General features: G+C 44.5%; 15 protein-coding genes. 4 read left to right on the forward strand and 11 right to left on the reverse strand.

The genetic code is table 11. The annotated features are described in order from the left end of the window. Window positions 1–5 precede the first annotated feature (5 nt). Window positions 6–875, forward strand: coding sequence for an outer membrane beta-barrel protein (locus ABDD94_RS05855; RefSeq protein ID WP_345955063.1), 870 nt, complete (start codon window positions 6–8; stop codon window positions 873–875). A 72-nt stretch (window positions 876–947) separates the two neighbouring features. Continuing rightward, window positions 948–1,949, forward strand: a complete 1,002-nt coding sequence (locus ABDD94_RS05860; RefSeq protein ID WP_345955064.1) for an ABC transporter ATP-binding protein — start codon at window positions 948–950, stop codon at window positions 1,947–1,949. A gap of 74 nt (window positions 1,950–2,023) precedes the next feature. On the opposite strand, the gene hemJ is transcribed toward ABDD94_RS05860, so the two are convergent. From hemJ to hemA, 10 genes are all read right to left on the reverse strand, one after another. Beyond that, the gene (gene hemJ, locus ABDD94_RS05865; RefSeq protein WP_345948462.1) at window positions 2,024–2,566 is read right to left on the reverse strand and encodes a protoporphyrinogen oxidase HemJ; all 543 of its coding nucleotides are present in this window, start codon (window positions 2,564–2,566) and stop codon (window positions 2,024–2,026) included. A 116-nt stretch (window positions 2,567–2,682) separates the two neighbouring features. Next, window positions 2,683–3,708, reverse strand: coding sequence for a uroporphyrinogen decarboxylase (gene hemE / locus ABDD94_RS05870; RefSeq protein WP_345955065.1), 1,026 nt, complete (start codon window positions 3,706–3,708; stop codon window positions 2,683–2,685). 32 nt (window positions 3,709–3,740) lie between these two features. After that, entirely contained in the window at window positions 3,741–4,268 is a 528-nt protein-coding gene (locus ABDD94_RS05875; RefSeq protein WP_345955066.1) for a tetratricopeptide repeat protein, read from the reverse strand. Further along, the gene (locus ABDD94_RS05880; RefSeq protein WP_345955067.1) at window positions 4,268–4,972 is read right to left on the reverse strand and encodes a response regulator transcription factor; all 705 of its coding nucleotides are present in this window, start codon (window positions 4,970–4,972) and stop codon (window positions 4,268–4,270) included. Before ABDD94_RS05880 ends, ABDD94_RS05875 begins: the two co-directional genes overlap by 1 nt. A 22-nt stretch (window positions 4,973–4,994) precedes the next feature. Next, window positions 4,995–5,864 carry a HAMP domain-containing sensor histidine kinase gene (locus ABDD94_RS05885; protein WP_345948458.1) on the reverse strand — a complete coding sequence of 290 codons (870 nt, stop codon included), beginning with the start codon at window positions 5,862–5,864 and terminating at the stop codon, window positions 4,995–4,997. A gap of 48 nt (window positions 5,865–5,912) precedes the next feature. Then, window positions 5,913–7,280, reverse strand: coding sequence for a glutamate-1-semialdehyde 2,1-aminomutase (hemL, locus tag ABDD94_RS05890; protein WP_345955068.1), 1,368 nt, complete (start codon window positions 7,278–7,280; stop codon window positions 5,913–5,915). A 133-nt stretch (window positions 7,281–7,413) separates the two neighbouring features. Beyond that, window positions 7,414–8,385 carry a porphobilinogen synthase gene (gene hemB / locus ABDD94_RS05895; RefSeq protein WP_345955069.1) on the reverse strand — a complete coding sequence of 324 codons (972 nt, stop codon included), beginning with the start codon at window positions 8,383–8,385 and terminating at the stop codon, window positions 7,414–7,416. A 103-nt stretch (window positions 8,386–8,488) separates the two neighbouring features. Next, on the reverse strand, window positions 8,489–10,063 hold the full coding sequence (gene hemC, locus ABDD94_RS05900; RefSeq protein ID WP_345955070.1) for a hydroxymethylbilane synthase: 1,575 nt from the start codon (window positions 10,061–10,063) through the stop codon (window positions 8,489–8,491). 265 nt (window positions 10,064–10,328) lie between these two features. Continuing rightward, entirely contained in the window at window positions 10,329–11,540 is a 1,212-nt protein-coding gene (locus ABDD94_RS05905; protein ID WP_345955071.1) for an MFS transporter, read from the reverse strand. Window positions 11,541–11,762: 222 nt separating this feature from the next. Beyond that, window positions 11,763–12,989 carry a glutamyl-tRNA reductase gene (gene hemA, locus ABDD94_RS05910; protein WP_345948453.1) on the reverse strand — a complete coding sequence of 409 codons (1,227 nt, stop codon included), beginning with the start codon at window positions 12,987–12,989 and terminating at the stop codon, window positions 11,763–11,765. Between the two features lie 264 nt (window positions 12,990–13,253). Here hemA and ABDD94_RS05915 point away from each other — a divergent pair, with 264 nt between their 5' ends. Continuing rightward, window positions 13,254–13,640, forward strand: coding sequence for a DoxX family protein (locus ABDD94_RS05915; protein ID WP_345955072.1), 387 nt, complete (start codon window positions 13,254–13,256; stop codon window positions 13,638–13,640). 17 nt (window positions 13,641–13,657) lie between these two features. Then, window positions 13,658–14,491 carry an alpha/beta hydrolase gene (locus ABDD94_RS05920; RefSeq protein ID WP_345955073.1) on the forward strand — a complete coding sequence of 278 codons (834 nt, stop codon included), beginning with the start codon at window positions 13,658–13,660 and terminating at the stop codon, window positions 14,489–14,491. A 25-nt stretch (window positions 14,492–14,516) separates the two neighbouring features. Here ABDD94_RS05920 and ilvA read toward each other — a convergent pair whose 3' ends face one another. Then, entirely contained in the window at window positions 14,517–15,767 is a 1,251-nt protein-coding gene (gene ilvA / locus ABDD94_RS05925) for a threonine ammonia-lyase IlvA (protein WP_345955074.1), read from the reverse strand. Between the last annotated feature and the right edge of the window lie 2 nt (window positions 15,768–15,769).

Below are 15,769 nucleotides of genomic sequence, written 5' to 3' on the forward strand. Positions count from 1 at the left end.
CACACATGAAACGCTTTTTACTTACTGCTATATTTTTTGCGGCTGTTACCTGTGCATCTGCACAAACTGTTACCACTACCAAAGTTACTACTACAACTGTAGTAAATGACAAGGGCGATACCGTAAAAACCCAATCAGACACTATTAAAACCAAAAAAAGGAGATTCAAATTCACTATTGGTTCGGGCGAGGATACCAAAGGTGTATATGTAAATCAGCCTGATACGGTAAAGCAGGTATCTAAATCCTCCGGCTTTTCATGGGGGTTAACGTTAGCACGTTTGGACTTGGGCTTAGCTACCTTGGTTGATAATGGTAGCTTCGACCTGTCGCCAACCAATAATTTTTTGCGTTACCGCTCGTGGAAAAGCAGTAACGTAGGCTTTGATGTGATCCAGGCCGGTTACCGCTTCACCAGTTCATTCCGCATTTATGTATCGGGTGGTTTTGATTGGACACACTTCCGCCTGCGCGAAAACATTACCATTCAGCCCGACGGGCCAAAAGAAGGGTTGGTTTATACGCGTGATAATATTCAATACGATAAAAATCGTTTTACATCAAGCTACTTCCGCATTCCATTAACTTTTGACTGGAGAAGTCATGACGATAGCCGAGGTAAAGCTGTTCACATAGCAGGCGGACCAATGATCGGCATTCTTTACAACGGCCGTGTAAAGCAAAAAAGCGATGAGAACGGTAAACAGAAGTTTAACGATAGTTACAACTTTACCAAAGTACGTTACGGCTTAACCGGCCGGGTAGGTTACGGCGCATGGGGAGTTTTTGGAAAGTATTACTTTAACGACATGTTTGATACCGCCGCTCAGGAAGGTTTGCGTAACTTCTCCTTTGGTATAATGCTTGGCTTTTAACGGCTTAACTATAAAAGCAACAAAGGCTACCTTAAACGGGTAGCCTTTGTTGCTTTTATGTATCTTTGCGCAATGGTAAAAACCACCCCTTTCTTGCAGGCTATTGCAGTTAATAAAGTATATCCCGGTAAGCAGCAGTCGGGTGTAAAAGGTATCGATCTAAGTATTCAGCAGGGTAAAATTACCGCTATAATAGGCGAGAGCGGCAGCGGCAAAAGCACATTGTTGCGTTTAATGTTCGGTTTGCTTAGTGTTGATAGCGGGCGTGTTGAATTTAAAGGAGAGCGTATTTGGGGACCGGAAGAAAAACTGATACCCGGGCACGATGCCATGAAAATGGTAACGCAGCATACTGATGATCTCAACCTTTTTGCCAAGGTATGGGACAATATAGCCATTTTACTTCCCAATACTAATTTGCAAGCCAAGCAGGAGGGTACCGAACGGGTGCTGAAGCAGCTGAACATGCATCGCCTGGCCGATAAACGTGTGGCCGACCTGAGTGGCGGTGAAAAACAGCGTGTAGCTATTGCACGGGCACTGGTTACCCAACCCGAGGTGTTATTGCTGGATGAGCCCTTTAACCAGGTTGACACCACCTTTAGAGACGGCTTGCAGCAGGATATCCGCAGGATTGTTAAGGAAACCGGCCTTACGGTAATCATCGTATCGCACGACCCGGCCGAAGTGCTCTCGATGGCTGATGAACTGGTGGTTATTAAAGACGGACAGATACTGGAAAGCGGTGTTCCAAAAAATGTATATAACCAGCCCAAAAACTTATACACCGCCCGCTTGCTTTCGCACTGCAATGTGCTGATGCGGGAAGAGGCAAGGGCCTTGCGTGTAAAAGGCGTGAAAGGCCAGGTGGTGATCTATCCCGAATGGATAAAGCCTATTGCCACAGGCAAAAACATAGAGTGGACCATTAAAGAGATTCTGTTTAAAGGGGCCTATGAAGAAATTCACTTAGAGTACGGCCCAATAGAAATCCACCTCCTTAACCACGAGCCGGGCTTGTTTGACAATTACAGCCACATGGGTGTGCAGGTAGAGAAATATTTGGAGTATTAGGCTTAAATTAAGTGGCTGAAGAAATTTATCCTGAGTTTGGCCGCGTCGCTACATTAAATTAGAACCACGCTGCCTTACTTAATCCCTTTTTTAACTCTGTAATTCTTATAAATCTTTACTGCCGACATGATGATCATGGCAAAAGCGATAAGGCCAAGCATTCCGTAGATCCAGTCAACGGCATTTTTAAGAACGGCCAGGAATACAATGGCAAAAAGAAAGATGGTAGCTACCTCATTCCAAAGGCGTAGTTGGAAAGAAGTCCATTTGAAAATGCCTTTACGCATCTGCTCCATCATATTGGCACAAACAAGATGATAGCATACTAAACCCACTACAAAGCATAGCTTTACAATGAGCCAGTTCTGGTGCATGAGGTAAGGTTCTATGATTACCATAGCGATACCCGCAATAAGTGTCATGATCATAGCCGGGGTGGCTATGATATTCCATAGGCGGCGTTCAATGCGTTCGTATTCGGCCGTAAGGATGTTGCGTTCTACCTCGGGTTTTTCTTGCGCCTCAGTATGGTATATAAACAGGCGCACCGCATAAAACAGTCCAGCCATCCAGCTGACTACAAAAATGATATGTATGGCTTTAATATAGAAGTACATTTTTTGTTATCATCGTGTCATTGCGAGTCACAACAGCGGCATGGCAATCTTGGCCTACAGGTAAGTAAGGAGGAGATTACCCGCTTACGCTCGCAACGACATGGTTCTGTTTTTAATTAGTAGCTGTACTCCTTTATTACCTCAACCGCATACTTAACGTTATCAAACGGAATATCGGGCATAATGCCATGACCCAGGTTGAAGATGAAGCCAGGTTCGTTCTTCATGCGGTCGAACAAACGGTGTATACGGTCTTTAATTACCTTTTTATCGGCATATAATATGTGCGGATCGAGGTTACCTTGCACAGCCACGCCTTGAGGCAGGCGGCGTTTAATATCCAGCAAATCTACGTTCCAGTCAATCGATACTACGTCAGGTTTGGCTTCGGCCATTAACGGCGCAAATACCGAACTGCCTTTACAAAAAGAAATCACCGGGATATCTTTACGGTTAAGCCTGCTGATGATTTCTACGATGTAGTTGTGCGAAAACTCTTTATAATCGTCCCAAGCGAGGGCCTGTGCCCAGCTGTCAAATATCTGTACGGCATTTACACCTGCTTCAATCTGCAGGTTCAGGTAATCTGCCGTTACCTGTGCAATTTTGCTTAATAATTGATGAGCCAACTCAGGCTGGTTGTGCAGCATCAGCTTGGTCAATTTGAAATCGCGCGAGGAGCCGCCCTCAACCAGGTAGCTCATCACAGTAAACGGTGCACCGGCAAAACCTATCAGCGGGATACGACCGTTCAGGCGTTGTTGTATAACTTTAATGGCATCGGCCACATACTGTAACCTGTCAAGCACATTTACGCTCAGGTTGTCCACATCGGCCTGGGTACGTACAGGATTGGCAAACTTAGGGCCCACGCCCTGCGTAAAGCTTAAATCGCCGCCCATAGCCTCGCCGGTTACCAATATATCAGAGAACAGGATGGCAGCATCAATGTCGAGCAAATCAACCGGCAGCATGGTTACATCGGCTGCAATTTCGGGCGTTTTGCACATCTCCAAAAACGAGTACTTGTTTTTAATTTCCCAGTACTGGGGCATAAAACGACCGGCCTGGCGCATCATCCATACGGGTGGGCGCTCTGTTTTTTGCGAGAATGCGGCTTTTAAAAATAATGAATCTTCCATATAAAAAAGCATAGCCTCAACGGCCTGCTGTGTTAATTTTTGTGTAATTGCAATTCCTTATGCAGCTTGTCTATCACGGCCTTCATCTTGGCGTTCACCTGCTCGCCTTTATCTTCGGCCAGCTGCAGGTAGGCACGCGCCTTATCGTAATTGCCCTGCCTTATATTAATGTTAACAATGTGTACCAATGCGGCCACATGATCGTTAACCGACCGCAATGGGTATTGTGTAGCTACCTCGTAGTGTTGTTCGGCAGCCTGGTATTCCTGCTTGTGCAAGCTTATACCACCCATAATAAACTCATAAAAACCTCGGCGCTTTTTGCTCAGCCATTCTGGGCGTTTTATCTGCAAAAGCAGGGCCTCTGCCTTTTCGTAGTTTTTAACATGAAACTGCTTAGCGGCCAATATAATGGTTCCCTCTTTAAAGTAACCCCAAATAAGTAAGCCAATAAACAGTAAAGCTATGGCTGCCAACTGGTAAGTTTGCTGGTAGATAAAGAAACCCATTAGCAGGCCGAAAGCGACAGCTACCCCGATGCGGGCCTGATTAGTGAACATTAATGGTGATTATCGGTAAACTTATAACCCACGCCGCGTATAGAATGAAAATATACCGGATTTTTAGGATCGGGTTCAAAATACTTGCGGAAGGTTAATATAAAATTATCAATAGTACGGGTAGATGGGTAAACGTCATAATTCCACACGGTTTCCAGGATCTGCTCACGCGATACGGCCTCATTACGGCGCTCAATCAGCAGCTTAAGCAACATGGTTTCCTTTTTGGTAAGCGGTGTAACCGAATTGTCCTCGTTAATCAGCTCGAAAGAATTGAAGTGAATAGTTTTGTCGCCAATTTTATAGCTGTTGAACTCTTTCAGGTCTTCGCCTTTCAGGCCGCGTTTAACCAGATTGTTAACCCGTAAAATGAGTTCTTCCAGGTTAAAAGGTTTGGTTAGGTAATCATCTGCTCCTTTTCTAAGGCCTTGTATCTTATCCTCATTGGTATTCTTAGCGGTGAGGAACATGATCGGTACCTCCGAGTTTTCCAAACGGATGGTTTCGGCTACAACAAAGCCGTCAACCTCGGGCATCATTACATCCAGTATTACCAGGTTAAAGCGTTCCTCTTTAAATTTTTGTAGTGCTTTTTTACCATTGTTGGCGGTGGTTACTTTATAACCCTCCAGCTCCAGATTTAATTTGATGGCTTCGAGTAGATGTTCTTCGTCCTCAGCCAATAAGATTCTCTTTTTTGTCATGTAGGTTGTGTTGAAAACAGGTTTAACCAAATATAACTTCAAAAACACTGCCGGCGGGCCTGTTATCACTTACATTGATAATGGCCTGGTGTTTATCCAGTACTTGTTTTACAATGTATAAACCTAAACCCGTGCCTTTTGTGTTACGGGTTTCTTCGCTTCCTACACGGTAAAACCTGTCAAAAATACGGCTTTTTTCTTCATCTGCTATACCAATACCATGATCGGCCACTTGCAGGTGTACTTTGCCGTTCTTGTTAAACAGCTTCACATCTACGGTTTCGCAGGGGCCCGAGTACTTTATGGCGTTTTCTATGAGGTTGGTTACAACTGACGTTAAGGCAAATTTATCACCTGTAACTTCTATTTTTGGCTCAATCTCGGCATTAATCAACTGCTGTGTAAGGTCGCATTTGTTAATTTGCAGGCGGTTCACAATACCATCAACCAGTACCGAAAGGTTAAATTCCTGTTTGGGAAACGTATAGGATTGATTTTCTATCTTGGCGGCAAGCAACATGTTTTCCACCATATCGTTCAGGCGGTCAATGTCTAACAAGCATTTGCCCACAAAATCATCTACCTGTTGCTTGCTCAGGCTGCGTTTTTGTATGGTTTCCAGATAAAGCTTTATAGCGGCCAACGGCGATTTCAGCTCGTGTGTAACCGAAAGCAGGAAGTTTTTTTTCTGGTCCTGCAGGCGGCGCTCTTTATTTAACGATTTATGGAACAAGGTAGCTCCACCCATTATAACAATGATAAACATGGAGCCTTCGCCCAGTATCATTCCGGTACGTTCGGGCTGTAGTTTTATGAGCATATATCCCCACCATACCAACTCCATTAAGGTGTAAATGATGAGCGCGTAAAATATAGCAAATGGTCTTTTCATAGCCCCTCTTAATCCACCCTCAAAGGATGGGTATTTAAAATAGGTGAATTATTCTCTGAAATCATCTTTACTGGCAAGAGCCGTCCCTTCCGATGAGGGTGGGGAGGGAGCAAACACCACATCCAAGCTATCAAATATAGCTTGTTTTGCGGTATCCAGTATAGCCATTGTGTGGGCGGCCGATATAAAGCCTACCTCGTAACCCGACGGACCAAAATAAACGCCACTATTCAGCAAATGCTGGTGCATGGTTTTAAAGCGGTCCATACTGTGCGGATCAATATCCTCAGCTTTGCGAATAGTATCAGTAGTATCAAATGCAAACCAAAATATCGATCCGATGTGCGATATATTAACCGGGTAGTTACGCTGGTTTGCAAACGTCAGAATATCATTTACAAAGGATTTTGTTTTGTTGTTCAGATCCTCATAAAAGCCCGGCTTTAATAATTCGGTTAACTGCGCTATACCCGCTGCCATGGCTACCGGGTTACCCGATAATGTACCAGCCTGATAAACGGGCCCTTCAGGCGATACATTGCTCATAATTTGAGCCGATGCGCCGTAAGCGCCTACAGGCAGGCCACCACCTATAATTTTGCCGTAGGTTATAATATCAGGATTGATATTATACAAACCGGCTGCACCTGTAAAGCTCACCCGGAAACCAGAGATCACCTCGTCGAAGATCAGCAGCGTGCCGTTGGTTGTACAAACCTCGCGCAGGTATTGCAAAAACTCCTGGTGCTGTAGCAGCAACCCGTTATTGGCTGGTATAGGTTCAATAATTACGGCGGCAATTTGGTCTTTAAAGTCTCCAAACGCTTTAGCCAGTGCCTCTTTATCATTCAGGGCAATAACTATTGTTTCGTCTGCAAAGGCTTTGGGTACACCGGCTGATGATGTTTCGCCAAAGGTTACCAGGCCCGAGCCAGCTTTTACCAGCAGCGCATCAACGTGACCGTGGTAGCAGCCTTCAAACTTTAATATCTTATCGCGCTTAGTATAGCCGCGGGCCAGCCTTATGGCCGACATTACCGCTTCAGTACCTGAGCTTACAAAACGTATTTTTTCAATGAACCTGTTATTGCTCAAAATTAGTTCGGCCAGCTCATTTTCCAGTGCGGTAGGTGCGCCGAATGACATGCCGTTTTGCATTACTTCAATCACCTTCTCGCGAATGGCGGGATGATTATGGCCTAAAATAAGCGGACCCCATGATCCGCAGAAATCGATAAACTGGTTATCATCAGCGTCCCACAGATAGGCGCCATCACCTTTTTTGATGAACAGCGGCGTACCATAAACCGATTTAAATGCCCTAACCGGTGAATTAACTCCACCCGGGAAATAGGTTTTAGCCTTAGCGTACAATTCCGACGAGTTCTCGCGGCTTATTTCTTTTATTTCTGACATTCGATTAATATCTATCTCGTCCTTTCAGGTAACGAAGCAATTACTGAACTATACATAATTTTTTGTGCTAGGCATAGATTGCTTCGTTCCTCACCATAACGTTTGTAGTTCTTCCTGGTTTATTTACCTTATGTTACAGCCACTTATTCTCCAAAACCTCTTTAGCGTGGTAAGTAAGTATGGCAGTTGCGCCTGCCCGACGAATGCTGGTAAGCACTTCGGTAATAGCGCGCTGCTCGTTAAGCCAGCCTTTTTGTATGGCTGCTTTAATCATAGCATACTCGCCGCTTACGTTGTAGGCTGCAATAGGTAGTTCGGTATTGTCTTTCAGTAATTTTATTACGTCCAGGTAAGGTAATGCCGGTTTTACCATTAAAAAGTCGGCCCCTTCCTGCTCGTCCAGGTTGGCCTCAATAAGGGCTTCGCGCTGGTTGGCAGGATTCATTTGGTAGGTTTTTTTGTCGCCAAATTTGGGAGCGGAGTTCAGCGCATCACGGAACGGGCCGTAGAATGCACTGGCGTACTTGGCCGAATAGGACATGATAGATACACCACTATAGCCATGTTCGTCCAATACCTGACGGATGAAGCCTACGCGGCCATCCATCATATCTGATGGTGCTATAATATCGGCACCGGCGCGGGCATGAGCCAAAGCCATTTTGCCCAGTACTTCTAAAGTAGCATCATTTAAAATCTCACCATTGTCTACAATCCCGTCATGTCCGTCGCTGCTGTATGGATCCATGGCAACGTCGGTAATTACGCAAGCTTCCGGGAATTCCTTTTTTACCTCTCTGATGGCGCGGAGGTACAAACTTTCCTCACGGTAACTCTCAGTTGCGAACGTGTCTTTTAAAGCTTCATCAATGTTAGGAAACAAATCAAAAGTCTTTAAGCCCAACTTCATGCAACTTTCTACCTCGCGTAAAAGGTTATCAACCGAGTATCTGAAAATACCAGGCATTGAAGAAACTTCTGTTTTTTGATTTTCGCCATCGATAATAAACAACGGGAATATCAAATTTGCCGCACTCACATATGTTTCCTGCACCATCTGCCGGATTACTTCACTCTTTCTATTTCTTCTGGGTCGTTGTAGCATAAGCCGTTCTAAAATCCCCCGGGTAAGGAAGACTTTTGTTTAAAATGTAAAAATGGTCCCCTTATAAATTAAGCCTCCCTACCGGGGAGGTGGAAAGGGGCTGTTATAGTCCAAACACAGCCTCGGCCAGTCCTACTTCATCGGGCGAGAAAGGCAGTGTGTAGGGTATATTGAGATCTTCAAGCTTTTTGCCGGTCGATTTCCCAATGGCAATTACCCGCTGATTGTTATCCAGTAAATTATCTTTAAAATAGGCGTCAGCGTTAGACGGACTAGTGAACACCAGTATATCGGCTGAAGTACCGCAGGCTACCTCTTCGGGCATGGTGGCATACACAGGCAGATCAATTATCTTAGTTTCGGTCGATAATGCTTTGTGAATACTGCGCATAGGGCTCTCTGCTCCGGGGAATAAGATGGTTAAGCCATTGGCTATTTTAGCAAATTCCTGAGCCACCTCCGCCGTGTCTACGCTTTCGCCTACGTAGTCGGCAAAGTGGCCGTTACGACGCAGCATATCTTCAGAGCCGCTACCCATTACACCAAACTTAACCGGTTTTGCAAACTGTGGCTTTAATTGAAAAAAGTATTCGACCGCATTTTTGCTGGTAAAAAATACCCAATCTATATTTTGGAGTATGTGCGGGTTTAAGATGGTCATGATAGGTACCGTGCGTATAAGGGAGCGTGCCTCAACCTCCATACCATGCTTTTGCAAAACACGCCTAAAATAGCTGGATGGCGGTAATTCGCGTGAGATGAATACCTGCCCAGCCAATTTGCGGTTCTTATCAAATTTTGCTAAAATCTTGTCAACCAAGCCGTCGGTAGTAGGCGAGGTGATAAACATACGGTCAGGCAAATCGTCTTCGGTATCGGCCTTAGAAGTAAATACCTGGTAAACGCCCTCGTGCTTACGGCAATAGCAGCCTAACGGCATGTGGCAGCCGCCGCCAAAACTTTTAAGCACACTGCGTTCTATAGCTAATGCCTCGGCCACCTCAGGGTGGTGTAGTTGCTGTAATGTATTGTATAAGTCGGTATCTTTTTCGCGTATTTGTATGGCCAGCGCACCTTGTGCGGGTGCAGGCACAAACTCAGTAGGGGTTAGTTCCTCTACATGGAAATCGCTCAAGTCAATGCCTAAACGCTTTACGCCGGCTTTGGCCAGCATAATGGCATGGTAGTTTTCGCTACGCAGTTTACCTATACGGGTAGGTACATTACCACGCAGGTCATCCATCTCCAAATCGGGGCGAAGAGCACGTAATTGTGCCTTCCGGCGATTAGATGAGGTGCCTACCAAACCACCAAATTTTACCGATAATTTTTGATGAACATCCACACAATCCTTCAAGATCAACAACAGTTCAGAAGGGTCTTCCCGTTCTGAAACTGCTGCGATAATGAGTCCCGGCGGATGCTCTGTGGGCAGGTCCTTGTGCGAATGTACTGCAACATCGATGGTGCCTGCCATTAATTCTTCTTCCAGTTCCTTGGTAAAAAAGCCTTTGCCTTCCAGTTTATCAAGACTAAGGTTCAGGATGCGGTCGCCCTGTGTTTTAATGATTTTTAACTGTGCTGTTACACCAATTGCCGCCAAGCTGTCTTTAACAAAGTTGGCCTGCCATAAGGCTAATTCACTACCACGGGTTCCGATAATAACTGTCCTGTCCAAGATTGATTTTTGATTTACATGCAAATTTAACTTTTAGACGGTTTTATAAGGAATTTTTATCACAATGTGAGGATAAATTGACGATAAGTAGAGCTGGTAGCCGAGAAACGAGGGCCAAAATTTAGGTGCAAACTTATCACCAACGCCAACGTGTCATCTAAACGATAGTAATGGATCCTCCTTGAAGGATACTTCAGGATCGAAATGACAGGTTGATTGTTATCCTTTTATTATTCAAACCTCTCCCCCTGGAAGGGAGCTTATCTTACCAAGCTGTTTTTCTTATTTTAAGCCATAACATTACTGCTACAGAAATAAGGATGAGCATCAGATAACTAAATCCTAGGTTATACTCATCTTTTGCCGGGAAAGCAGCCACAATACCGTAGCTCAAAAAAGAGACAATAACGTAGTTGATGCCGCCGGTTAAACCGCTGGCTATGCCGGCATTTTTTGGGAAGCGGCTTAAGCAGTAGGTAAAGAAGTTGTTGAAAGTAAACCCCGCAGCTACGTGAATAATAAAGGCAAAAAATAGCATTGAGTATAAATTTTCTACAAGCTTTATACTTAACAGCATAGCTAAGGCAAAAATGAGCTGTAACCCAATGTTTAATGCAAGCCGGTTAAAAAATGGCCGGTTAATGGTTGCCTTACCAATAAAGCCACCTACCATCCAGGCAAAACCCAGCACCAGCGAGCTATAGCCAGCCACAACCGGAGACAGCTGAAGTTTATGCTCAATGATGAACGGCCCTGTCATATTATAGATCATAACCATGGTATAAGCCAGGCCCAGCATCACAATACCAAGGGTAAAGCTTACCGTTTTAAACATAGTTGCGTAAATGCCGGCTATCTTCTTAATGGCAAACTCTGCGTAATGTTGCAGCGTTTCGCCGCTATAAATTACCTCTAATACCAAAGCAACCGCGGCAAACAGCGCCAGAAAGTAAAAATTGGATTTCCAACCGAAAGCAACCTGGAAATAACCACCAATAAACGGTGCTATAATTGGTCCGGTTGACCAGATGATAGAGAACAGGCTGAGGTAATGTTTCAGCTTATCGCCGCTAAATACATCAATAAAGTAAGCTCGCTTGGCCACTACAATACCGCCTACGGTAATGCCATGCAGTATGCGCATAAGGTAAATAATATAAATGCTTTGGGTATTGGCAATAACCAAGCTGGCTACAGTAAAAAGCATCAGGGAAATTAATCCTATCTTATAGCGGCCAAAACTATCCAGCAAGCTGCCTACAAACAATTGAGTGAGGCCGTAGCTTATTAAAAATAAAGTAAGGGTGAATTGAACCTGTATGCTGCCCACATGCAGCGATGTTGCCATTGATGGCAGTGAAGGGATATAAATATCAGTAGCAAAGCCCGATAAAGGCAATAATGCAAACGCAAGTATAGTGGCCACCCCCTCGTTTTGTTGCTTTAGGGGTTTAGGTGTGAAAATTGAAGAAAACATGGTTAACGTATTTAGTATAATAAAAAAACCATCACCAATACGCAGTTGAAGCGCTGGTATAAGTGAAATTAATAACTGCCGCTGAGGGGAGTTATGCAGGAAACTAAAGGAGTTACGTTAACGATGCTAAATGAACACAGTGCCATGTAGCAATAACATGCAGGGCTTTTTGCAAAAATTGCTCATTGTTTTATATTTTATAACAGGTAGATGTTGTTTTTATCAGTTGGTTTCAATCATGATCTCTTTGGCCATAACCATGGGCACACTGATGTATTTCTTTTCCATGTAACTGATAACCTTCTCCAACACCTGGCGTGACTGTTCGTCCATGGCTTGTACCTCGTCGGCAAAAACGGTATAAAGCGCCTTTTCCTTGATTTGCTTAATGGTCTCGGGCACCTGGCGCATGGCTACCTCAATACGGCGCTGTTTAAGCAGGGGCAAAAACTCGTCTATATTTTGGTTAATGATTTTTTCGGCATGTACCAGTTCCTGGTAACGTTCTTGCAGGTTTTTCTTGGCAATTTCGTTCAGTGAGTTCACTTCAATATAATTTACAGAAAACAACTCCAGTACTTCGGCGGCAGTATCATTAGGCACTGCTAAATCAACAACGGTTTTCCGGCTGGTTTCACCGTTTAGTAACGATTCGTAAATCTCGGTAGTGATGATAGGCTGAGTAGCCGATGTGCAGGTAATGATGACGTCAAAACCTTTTTTAAAACTTTTAAGCGCTTCCAGGTCGTAAGCCTCGCCGTTCAGGTCAGCCGCCAGTTTTTCGGCATTGGCCAGCGTACGGTTAAACACCGAGAAGTTGCTGTATTTATGCTTTTGCAGGTATTTGGATATGTTGCGGTTAGTTTCGCCTGCGCCAATAATAAGTACCCGGGCGTTTGAGCATTGCTTTAACTCCTTAAGCTTGCGGTAAGCTAATGACACAACCGAAATGGGATTTCGTGATATATTAGTATGGGTGTAAACCTCCTTAGCCGTTTTTACCACACAGTTCATTACCATGCGTAAAAAGTCGCCGGTTAAGCCGGCTTGGCGGCAGTTTTCATAAGCTTTGCGCAACTGGGCCAAAATTTCTTTTTCGCCAACAACTAAACTTTCGAGCGAGCATGACGTACGCAGGAGGTGGTTAAGCGCCTCGTGGTTTTCGTATATGGATGCCGCATCGATAAAAGTATTCATATAGTACGGGCATAAACCCACACTAAGCGCCTGTAAGAACTGCTGTGCAAAATCCCTGTCAACAGGCTGTGAAGTGGCCATCACAAATTCGACACGGTTACAGGTTGAGAGGTAAAACAGTTCAGGGATGTTAAACTGATCCTTCACCTGCTGAAGTTTCTCCGTCAGATTTTCCTGGCATAGCACTAACTTCCCGAGTTCCTTCAGTTCAATTTGCTTATGCGTAAAAGCTATAACTTTTAAATACTTCAAAGCCTTGTTATTGGTACAAAAAATTCAACTCACAAAAGTAGTATCTTATACCTTGTTGCTATGTCAACCCTTTGTCAAACACATTAATTTAGAACGAGTATAAATAAATACGCTAAAACAATTGAAATGGTTGCCTGGATGCAAATAAAGCGGTTAAACCATATTTAAGCAAAGGTGCGCAGTTGCCTTTTTACCTTTTAAATACTTGCATATTATTAAAACAACCTGTTACTTAAATTATTATACGCTTACTGCCCGAATAAAATGCTCAAAAAAATTAGTCTGGTTATCCTGGTTATTGGCTATATAGCGGCCGGTATTAATCACTTCGTACATCCAGATGGTTATCTAAAAATTATTCCTGATTATTTGCCTTACCCCAATCAGTTAAACTACATTTCAGGCGGTTTTGAAATATTTTTTGGCCTGCTGCTTGTTTTGCCAACTACCCGTAATTATGGTGTTTCAGGACTTATAATGATGCTGGCCTTGTTTATGCCCGTACATATAACCATGCTGCACCAGGCACCTGTGTGGGTAGGTAGTTTATTTATAACGCCGTTGTTGGCCTGGCTACGGCTGTTTTTGCAACCGGTGCTCATGTTGTGGCTTTTTTGGCATATGCAAACAAAACGTAAACCTGTTGCTTAAATGAGTATTTAGCATTTATGATTATTACACAAAGCCATACCCTGCCCGGCGCAAAAGGGCGCAACATGCTAATGGACCTCACTTTTGAAGAGACCAACCCGCACGCGCCGCTCCTTATATTTGTACACGGTTTTAAAGGTTTTAAGGATTGGGGAACTCATCACTTGGTAGCCCGCTACTTTGCGCAAAACGGTTACCGGTTTTTAAAATTCAACTTTTCGCACAACGGTACAACACCTGAGGATGCGAATGACCTTACCGATATGATTGCTTTTAGCGAGAATACTTTTTCGATAGAATTGGAAGACCTGCAGTATGTAATTGATTTTGCTTGCAGTGGTTCGGTTATACCGGCGGTGCAATCTGTTTGTTTGATAGGGCATAGTATGGGCGGCGGTATTAGCATTGTTAAAGCGGCAGAGGATAAGCGGGTGAGCCGTTTAATCACTATGGCGTCTGTTGCGTCGTTCCGTAATTTATGGCCCAAGGAGATTGAAAAGCAATGGAAGCTGGCCGGTGTGCTTAACTTTACCAATAAACGTACCGGACAGGACATGCCCGTAAAATCAACTTTGTTAGACGACCTAGAACGCAACCCAGGCCGGCTGAATGTGCTGGCCCGCGCGGCTGATGTACAACAGCCCTGGTTACTGTTGCATGGCACGGCTGACACAGTAGTACTTCCAAGCCATGCACACGACCTAAAGGCCATGCAGCCCAATGCCCGCTTGGCGCTCATTCCAAACGCCGACCATGTTTTTGGCGCTACACACCCATATGTGCAACAAGATTTGCCTTTAGCACTACAAGAGTTGTGTAGAAAAGCTGTCGATTTTTTAAAGGATGTGTAATTAGGACTGCTGCTTTTTTAGTAATCTATACTAAATACTCAAACAGCGTTTGATCGCGGTTTATTTCCATGACATCAAAGCGGTGGGCTTCCATACGTTGAAGTAAAGCGGGATAGTCATCGGCCGATTTTAGTTCGATACCTACCAGTGCAGGTCCCCGTTCTCTCTCAGTTTTTTTGATGAACTCGAAACGGGTAATGTCATCATGAGGACCCAATACATTATTTACAAACAGCTTTAATGCACCCGGACGTTGCGGAAAGCGTACAATAAAGTAGTGCTTTAATCCTTCATAAAGCAACGATTGTTCCTTGATCTCGCCCATGCGGTCGATATCGTTGTTGCCGCCGCTGATAATGCAAACTACTTTTTTGCCCTTAATCTGCTCTTTTACCAGATCAAGTACTGCTACCGATAGCGCTCCTGCCGGCTCCACAACAATCGCATCTTCATTATATAGTTTCAGGATGGTAGTACAAACCTTACCTTCGGGTACCGAAAGCATTTCGTCCAGTACCTCGCTGCACAGCTGGTAGGTAAGATGGCCCACACGCTTAACTGCGGCACCATCCACAAAACGGTTAATTTGCAATAGGGTATAAGGCTGACCACGGCGTATAGCTTCAACCATGGAGGGGGCACCTTCAGGCTCAACGCCGATAAGCTTGATATTGGGATTAATTTGTTTAAAGAAGCTGCCTGCGCCGGCAGCTAAGCCACCACCGCCTACCGGCATAATTACCAGTTCGGTGTCTGGCAGGTCTTCCAAAACTTCCATGCCAACGGTACCCTGGCCTTCAATAATACGGTAATCATCAAAAGGAGGGATGAAGGTCATTTCATGGGCTTCAGTATAGGCCAATGCCTCCTGCAAACAGTCGTCAAAGGTATCGCCGGTTAGCACAATCTCTACGTTACCGTTGCCAAACATCTGGGTTTGCTTTACCTTTTGCTTGGGGGTAATTTCGGGCATAAAAATTACACCTTGAATACCCAGCCTGCGGCAAGAAAAAGCAACGCCCTGTGCATGGTTACCCGCGCTGGCGCATACCACGCCTTTAGCCAGCTGCTCTGGGCTAAGCTGGCTAATCATGTTATAAGCGCCACGCAATTTATACGAGCGTACCACCTGCATGTCCTCACGCTTTAGGTACACTTCGCATTCATATTTGTCTGACAGGCCCTGGTTAAACTCCAGAGGGGTGCGCTTTACAACGTTTTTAAGGCGTTCCTTTGCTGCTGCAAACTGAAGCTGCCTTGTGGTATCGGTTTCCATGT

The sequence above is a fragment of the Mucilaginibacter sp. PAMB04168 genome, assembly GCF_039634365.2.
Taxonomy (GTDB): Bacteria; Bacteroidota; Bacteroidia; order Sphingobacteriales; family Sphingobacteriaceae; genus Mucilaginibacter.

Bases quoted from the DNA above. Each gene is read 5' to 3' on its own strand.
- ABDD94_RS05855 (WP_345955063.1), top strand. From the start codon at position 6: ATGAAACGCTTTTTACTTACTGCTATATTTTTTGCGGCTGTTACCTGT.
- ABDD94_RS05860 (WP_345955064.1), top strand. From the start codon at position 948: ATGGTAAAAACCACCCCTTTCTTGCAGGCTATTGCAGTTAATAAAGTA.
- hemJ (WP_345948462.1), bottom strand. From the start codon at position 2,566: ATGTACTTCTATATTAAAGCCATACATATCATTTTTGTAGTCAGCTGG.
- hemE (WP_345955065.1), bottom strand. From the start codon at position 3,708: ATGGAAGATTCATTATTTTTAAAAGCCGCATTCTCGCAAAAAACAGAG.
- ABDD94_RS05875 (WP_345955066.1), bottom strand. From the start codon at position 4,268: ATGTTCACTAATCAGGCCCGCATCGGGGTAGCTGTCGCTTTCGGCCTG.
- ABDD94_RS05880 (WP_345955067.1), bottom strand. From the start codon at position 4,972: ATGACAAAAAAGAGAATCTTATTGGCTGAGGACGAAGAACATCTACTC.
- ABDD94_RS05885 (WP_345948458.1), bottom strand. From the start codon at position 5,864: ATGAAAAGACCATTTGCTATATTTTACGCGCTCATCATTTACACCTTA.
- hemL (WP_345955068.1), bottom strand. From the start codon at position 7,280: ATGTCAGAAATAAAAGAAATAAGCCGCGAGAACTCGTCGGAATTGTAC.
- hemB (WP_345955069.1), bottom strand. From the start codon at position 8,385: ATGCTACAACGACCCAGAAGAAATAGAAAGAGTGAAGTAATCCGGCAG.
- ABDD94_RS05905 (WP_345955071.1), bottom strand. From the start codon at position 11,540: ATGTTTTCTTCAATTTTCACACCTAAACCCCTAAAGCAACAAAACGAG.
- ABDD94_RS05915 (WP_345955072.1), top strand. From the start codon at position 13,254: ATGCTCAAAAAAATTAGTCTGGTTATCCTGGTTATTGGCTATATAGCG.
- ABDD94_RS05920 (WP_345955073.1), top strand. From the start codon at position 13,658: ATGATTATTACACAAAGCCATACCCTGCCCGGCGCAAAAGGGCGCAAC.
- ilvA (WP_345955074.1), bottom strand. From the start codon at position 15,767: ATGGAAACCGATACCACAAGGCAGCTTCAGTTTGCAGCAGCAAAGGAA.